Genomic DNA, 6,627 nt, shown 5'->3' with positions numbered 1-6,627 from the left:
AGGCACACACCACGTTCGACCTGGCCACCGTGCCTGGCATGGGCAACGCGGAACTGCGCGAGGTTCGCGACCTCTGGTCGCACGAGGCGGTTGCCACCACGGCAGGTTCCGTCGCCGTCAATGTCCCGAGGCACGGCGTGTACCTGCTTCGCGTCGCTCCGCGAAGCGCGGCTCAGCGTCCCCGCTCGGGATAGGCATCCATCGCATCGACGAAGTTGTGCACGACGTCGGTGTGGGCATCTTCCTGCCAGCCGCCGATGGCCTGGTTCTTCGGCAGGTCCATCGGGCGGCCATGGTCGTCGATGGCGTATTCGGTGAAAGTCAGCGCGTCGCGGGCCTCGGCAGCCAGCGATGGCGAATGGGTCGCCTTCGCGTACATCGCCAACACCGCGCCATAGGTCGAGTTGATACCGCCCCAGGCGTCGTGGTCCTCGTCCTGCTCATGGCATACGCGCACGCCGCCCTCGACATGCGTGAATTCACGGCGCACGAACGCCACGAGGGTTCCGGCATCGGCCAGCCAGTCGGGGTCGAGCGCATTCTTCTTTTCCAGCAGGTAGCGCGCCAGGTTCAAGGGGCCCCACGCCGTCCGGTTGGCGGGGTTGTCGTGGTCCTCGAAGAATTGAGCGAAGGCCATGCCGTCGCCCCGTGCGTCAGGTATCTGGACAGACTTGATCCACCGCCACAGCGCGTCGCGCGGCGCCTTGAATTCGCCGTGGCCACGCTCGATGAGGCCATCGTAGAGGCGGAGCGGGTAGACCATGTCGCCCGACATGTCGCCGCGGGCAACGCCCGTACGGTGATCGGCGCGGAACGGCCAGGGCGAATGCATGGCATCGCCCGGTTGCTGGTTGGCGGCAAGGACCCCGGCGATGTGCAGGGCGCCATCGGTGTACCGCGCATTGCCCGTGGCGTCACCAAGCAGCATCAGCGCGTAACCGGCGATGGCGCCCTTGTCTGGCTGGATCTCATACAGGTGGTCCGATTGCGCTCCGCTGTCGGCAGGTTGCGGGAACTGGCCACGATGGCCGGTGGAATGTGGGAACTTCGGATACTTCCCTTCATCCGGTGTGAGGTCCTGGTCGAGGATGTAGTCGCCCATCGAACGTGCGGTCGACAGTAGGCCAGCGTCACGGTTACCGCGGAACCGGCGCCATTTCAGGTACGAGATGATACCCATGCCGTCCTGGGTCGCCGGGATGGTGTCCTGTCGTGCGGCGATGGGATGCCAGTGGCCATCCAGGAAGGTGGTGGTGACGAACACCGGATAGCCGTGTTCCCGGGGCGCCGTGGCGTAGAAGCGCATCTCCAGGTCCAATGCCCGGCTCCATGGCGTCCAAGGCAGCAGATGCCCCGTGGCGTCGTACTTGGCTACATGCGCACCGAGTGTCACGGAGGGCGCGGGCGAGGCACCGACTGGATGGGCCGCCGCCATCGCCGCCGCCGCGATCGGCAGCAAGGCTCGTGGGAACCACGCCATCCACGCGGCACCCCTCATCATCCGGCGGCCTCGACCGCGCGCGGCATCACTCGCTTCGCCGTGATGGTGCTGCCGATCGAGGCCATGACGATGCAGCCGATGGCCAGCCATTGCATGCCATGCAGCAGCTCTCCCAGCAGGAACATTCCCAGCAGGGAGGCCACCGCGGGTTCCAGGCTGACCAGGATGCCGAAGGTCTCGCTCGGCAGGCGCTTCAACGCCATCATTTCCAGCGACATCGGGATGGCGCTGGAAACGACGGCCACGCCAAGACCCGCGGCGAGGATCTTCCAGTCCAGCAAGGCGGCACCGGCGTGCGCCACGCCGAAGGGCACCACCACGAGGCTGGCCGCTACCAGTCCCAGCGATACCGAGTGCCCGGCGTGCAGGTGACCGGCCTGCTTGCCGAAAAGGATGTAAAGCGCCCAGCACACGGCCGCACCGATGGCGAACATCACGCCGGTGCTATCCAGGGTTGCGTCGTGGGCCAGCGGCAGCAGCATGGCAAGGCCAGTGATGGCCAGGGCCAGCCAGAGGAAATCGATCGGGCGACGCGATGCGTACATCGCCACGGCCAGGGGTCCGCTGAACTCGATCGCCACCGCGATGCCGAACGGTATCGTTCGCAATGCCATGTAGAACAGCAGGTTCATCACGCCCAGCGTGAGGCCGTAGCGGACCACGGCGCCTGCATCGCGCCGGCTGAGGGGCCAGCGCCAGGGGCGCCAGAACAGCAGCAGCACGAGGGCCGAGAAGCCCACGCGCAGGGCCGAGGTACCCTCGGCACCGACCAGCGGGAACAGCTTCTTGGCGAACGAGGTGCCGATGCACAGCGAGGTGATCGAGCCGAGCACGGCGGCGGCGGGAAGGAAGGGGTGGGAGCGGGACTGGGTCATCGATCGCACTTTAACCATTACTACCCTTTGCGACATCACTTCTTGCAAGGCCTGCTGACAGCGAGCGTCAGCAGACTTTCGGGGCATGGGTCATCCAGGCTGCTTCCGGTGCGGCTTTGCCGGCGAAAGCGTATAACGCTATACCCACGTATCCAGCAGAAGGGAGTATCCATGTATAGCTTTCGATCGATGTTCGCTTCGGCCTGCCTCCTGGCGATGTCCATCTCGCCAGTGTTTGCGGCAGATGGCGTAGAGCAGGTCACCCTCAAGGCGGCCGACGGCGTGGTTGTCCACGGTGTGTACTACCAGGCATCTCACCCCAAGGCATTGATCCTTCTCTTCCATCAGGCCGGTTCAAGCAAGGGTGAGTACGCCGCCATCGCGCCACGGCTGGTGTCGGCCGGCTACAGTGCGATGGCGATCGACCAGCGGTCCGGCGGAGAGCTCTTCGGTACCAATGAAACGGTGGCCGGCCTCCCCAAATCCGCCGGGTACCTGGAAGCCAAGCCCGATCTCGAAGCGGCGCTGGCGTGGGGTGAGGCACAGAAGCTTCCCATCGCCATCTGGGGCAGCAGTTATTCCTCGTCGCTGGTATTCGTCGTGGCCAGCGAACATCCCGGCCAGGTGAAGGCCGTGCTGGCGTTCTCGCCGGGGGAGTATTTCGACGACAAGACGATGATCGGCGAGGCAGCAAAAAAGGTCACCGTGCCGGTGTTCGTGACCTCGGCGAACTCGCTCGACGAAATCAACGCCGCACGCGGGATCCTTGCCGCGTCGCCATCGACGATGAAGGTGCAGTACATCCCGAAATCGGGCGGTGTGCATGGTTCGTCCACGCTACTTCCTGGCCGTAACCAGGCCGGCGCCGAAGCCAACTGGAGCGCCGTGCTGCAATTCCTTGGGAAGGTATTCTGACAAGGTTATCGGAAGCAGCTTCGCGCATGGTCAGCGGGTGCTGACATTCGATAACAGCCTATGCGTTCATCGGTTCTGGTCGTGTAGTGGTGTCATGGCATTTGCTGCATTGGGCAGCGAATGCCATGAAGGATCCATGCATGTCTTCCCGAATCATTACCCGGCGCGAATTGTTGCGTTATTCAGTCGCCGCCGGCGGTTCACTCATCGCCGGCGTTGCCGCCGCGGCTTCGCCGACCGTCGAACAGGTGATGGGGCCGTTCTATCCGGTCGCGCGCCCGTATGACGAAGATGCCGACTTGACCTTCGTGCGTGGTCGCCGTGGACGCGCAGCCGGCCAGGTGATCAATCTTTCAGGCCGTGTCCTGGATGCAAAGGGCAAGCCTGTGCGTGGGGCCGTCGTGGAAATCTGGCAGGCCAATACACACGGCCGCTACGACCACAAAAGCGATACCAATACCAGCGTCCCTACCGATCCCGCTTTCCAGGGTTACAGCCAGGTCCGGACCGACGTGCTGGGGCGTTTTGCCTTCAAGACCATCAAGCCTGGAGCTTATCCCGCGGCGCCGACGTGGACGCGCACGCCGCACATCCACTTCGATGTTCGCGGCAAGGTCGATCGCCTGGTTACACAGCTGTATTTCGCCGATGAACCGCTCAATGAAACGGACCTGATCTACCAGGCATTGACCGTCGAGGAACAGGCAGGCTGCACCGTGGAGCTCACGTCTTCGTTCAAGGACGCTTCCTCGCTTGATGCGGCGTTCGATATCGTGTTGGCGACCGGTTAGGCAAGACCCGGCACGCGCGCCGGCGCCCCTGAAATCCCCCGCGCGTGGCGCGCGGGGGCACGCCATCAGCCAGCTTTCTTCTTCGCCAGTCGCAACCAGGTATCGACCACCGTATCGGGGTTCAGCGACACGCTCTCGATGCCCTGGTCCATCAGCCATTCGGCAAGATCCGGGTGGTCGGACGGGCCCTGGCCGCAGATGCCGATGTACTTGCCCTTGGCCTTCGCCGTGGAGATCGCCATGGCCAGCAGTTTCTTCACCGCCGGGTCGCGTTCGTCGAAGAGGTTGGCCACGATGCTCGAGTCGCGGTCCAGGCCCAGGGTGAGCTGGGTCAGGTCGTTCGAGCCGATCGAGAAGCCGTCGAAGATGTCGAGGAATTCGTCGGCCAACAGCGCGTTGGACGGCACCTCGCACATCATGATCACCTTCAGCCCGTGCTCGCCCTGCACCAGGCCGTTCTTGCGCAGCACCTCGATCACCTTGCGGCCTTCGTCCAGCGTGCGCACGAAGGGAATCATCACCCAGACATTGTCCATGCCCATCGTTTCGCGCACGTATTTGACGGCCTGGCATTCCAGCGCGAAGGACGCTGCGAAGCCCTCGTCGACATAACGGCTGGCGCCGCGGTAGCCGATCATGGGGTTCTCTTCATGCGGCTCGTAGCGCGCGCCACCGAGGAGGCCTGCGTACTCGTTGGATTTGAAATCCGACAACCGCGTGATCACGGGCTTGGGATACACCGAGGCCGCGATGGTTGAAATGCCTTCGGCGAGGCGGTCGACGTAGAAGCTGACCGGATCCTTGTACCCGGCGATGCGCTCGTCGATCTTTGCCTTGATGTCCTTGTCCTGCTTTGCATATTCCAGCAGGGCCTTCGGATGCACGCCGATGTGGCTGGCGATGATCATCTCAAGGCGCGCCAGCCCGATGCCGGCGTTCGGCAGCATGCCGAAGTCGAAGGCACGCTCGGGGTTGGCCACGTTCATCATGATCTTCAGCGGGGCCTCGGGCATGGCGCCGAGGTCGGCGGTGATCTTCTCGAACTTCAGGATGCCCTCGTAGATGCTGCCGGTGTCGCCTTCGGCGCAGGACACGGTAACCTCCGCGCCGTCGGGAATGGATTCCAGCGCGTTGCCGCAACCCACCACCGCCGGTACGCCCAGTTCGCGGGCAATGATGGCCGCGTGGCAGGTACGGCCGCCGCGGTTGGTGACGATCGCCGCAGCGCGCTTCATCACCGGCTCCCAGTCGGGGTCGGTCATGTCGGCCACCAGCACGTCGCCAGCCTGCACCTTGTTCATGTCGGCCAGGGAACGGATCACGCGCGCCTTGCCGGCGCCGATCTTCTGGCCGATGGCGCGGCCCTCCACCAGCACCTTGCCGCGCTCACCCAGCTGGAAACGTTCGAGCGTGGTGGCGGTGGAGCGGGACTTCACCGTCTCCGGACGCGCCTGCACGATATACAGCTTGCCGGTGTTGCCGTCCTTCGCCCACTCGATGTCCATCGGGCGCTGGTAGTGCTTCTCGATGGTGAGCGCCTGGCGCGAGAGTTCCTGCAATTCGTCGTCGTTAATGCAGAAGCGGTTGCGATCGGCGGCCGGGGTTTCCTCGATGCGCACGCGCTCGCCGGGCTTGTCGGAATACACCATGCGCTGCTGCTTGGCACCGAGGTTCCGGCGCAGCACCGCGGGTTTGCCCTGGTTGAGCGTGGGCTTGAACACGTAGAACTCGTCGGGGTTCACCGCACCCTGCACGACCATCTCGCCCAGGCCGTAGCTGCCGGTGACGAACACCACGTCGCGGAAACCCGATTCGGTGTCGAGGGTGAACAGCACGCCGGAGGCGCCTACATCCGAGCGCACCATCAGCTGCACGCCGGCGGACAGGAAGACGTCCTCGTGCTTGAAGCCCTGGTGCACGCGATAGGCGATGGCGCGGTCGTTGTACAGCGAGGCGAAGACTTCCTTCACCTTGTGCAGCACGTCGTCGATGCCGACCACATTCAGGAAGGTTTCCTGCTGGCCGGCGAAGGAGGCGTCCGGAAGGTCTTCGGCGGTAGCCGACGAACGCACGGCCACCGCGATATCGGCGGCACCGGCATCCTTGCAAAGCTTGATGTAGGCGTCGCGGATGGCCTGCTCGAGCTCGGCGGGCAGGGCGGTATCGACGATCCAGCCGCGGATTTCCTTGCCGCCCTTGACCAGCTCATCGACGTTGTCGACGTCCAGGTGTTCCAGGCGGTCCTGGATGCGGCGGGCCAAGCCGCTTTTTTCCAGGTAAGCCTGGAAAGCGTCCGCGGTGGTCGCGAAGCCGCCGGGCACCGAAACCCCCAGCTTCGACAGGTTGCCGATCATTTCCCCAAGGGAGGCATTCTTTCCGCCCACCTTGCCAAGGTCGCTCATGCGCAGGGCATCGAGCCAAAGCACCAGATCGCTCAATGGAACATCCTCGAGTTTTGGAAACGGTGGGACGCGAAGGCGCCGCAGGTTAGCTCGCTATTGTGGGTGGCCGTGGGCCCATGAGACAAGGATGCGCCGAAGGCACC

Annotated in this window: 5 protein-coding genes and 1 pseudogene; 3 read left to right on the top strand and 3 right to left on the bottom strand. The window is 64.2% G+C overall.

From position 1 onward, the window contains the following. Positions 1-194, top strand: a pseudogene (locus VK519_RS06820) (hypothetical protein); the annotation flags it as partial. Here the strand turns inward: VK519_RS06820 and VK519_RS06815 are convergent. Both VK519_RS06815 and VK519_RS06810 read right to left on the bottom strand, forming a co-directional pair. Next, positions 173-1,480, bottom strand: a complete 1,308-nt coding sequence (locus VK519_RS06815; RefSeq protein WP_324348462.1) for a hypothetical protein — start codon at positions 1,478-1,480, stop codon at positions 173-175. The pseudogene VK519_RS06820 and the gene VK519_RS06815 sit on opposite strands and share 22 nt — an antisense overlap. 17 nt (positions 1,481-1,497) lie before the next feature. Next, on the bottom strand, positions 1,498-2,376 hold the full coding sequence (locus VK519_RS06810) for an EamA family transporter (RefSeq protein WP_324348461.1): 879 nt from the start codon (positions 2,374-2,376) through the stop codon (positions 1,498-1,500). A 171-nt stretch (positions 2,377-2,547) separates the two neighbouring features. Between VK519_RS06810 and VK519_RS06805 the strand changes: the two genes are divergently transcribed. Further along, positions 2,548-3,291 (top strand): alpha/beta hydrolase, encoded by a 744-nt coding sequence (locus tag VK519_RS06805; RefSeq protein ID WP_324348460.1) that lies wholly within the window; start codon positions 2,548-2,550, stop codon positions 3,289-3,291. 140 nt (positions 3,292-3,431) lie between these two features. Continuing rightward, on the top strand, positions 3,432-4,082 hold the full coding sequence (locus VK519_RS06800) for a dioxygenase family protein (RefSeq protein ID WP_324348459.1): 651 nt from the start codon (positions 3,432-3,434) through the stop codon (positions 4,080-4,082). Between the two features lie 65 nt (positions 4,083-4,147). On the opposite strand, the gene ppsA is transcribed toward VK519_RS06800, so the two are convergent. Then, positions 4,148-6,520 (bottom strand): phosphoenolpyruvate synthase, encoded by a 2,373-nt coding sequence (gene ppsA / locus VK519_RS06795; RefSeq protein ID WP_324348458.1) that lies wholly within the window; start codon positions 6,518-6,520, stop codon positions 4,148-4,150. Between the last annotated feature and the right edge of the window lie 107 nt (positions 6,521-6,627).

It is taken from the genome of Pinirhizobacter sp., from assembly GCF_035317885.1.
Taxonomy (GTDB): Bacteria; Pseudomonadota; Gammaproteobacteria; order Xanthomonadales; family Rhodanobacteraceae; genus Pinirhizobacter.
The sequence above is the reverse complement of the archived record's forward strand: the minus strand, read 5'-3'. Positions and strand labels throughout refer to the sequence as shown.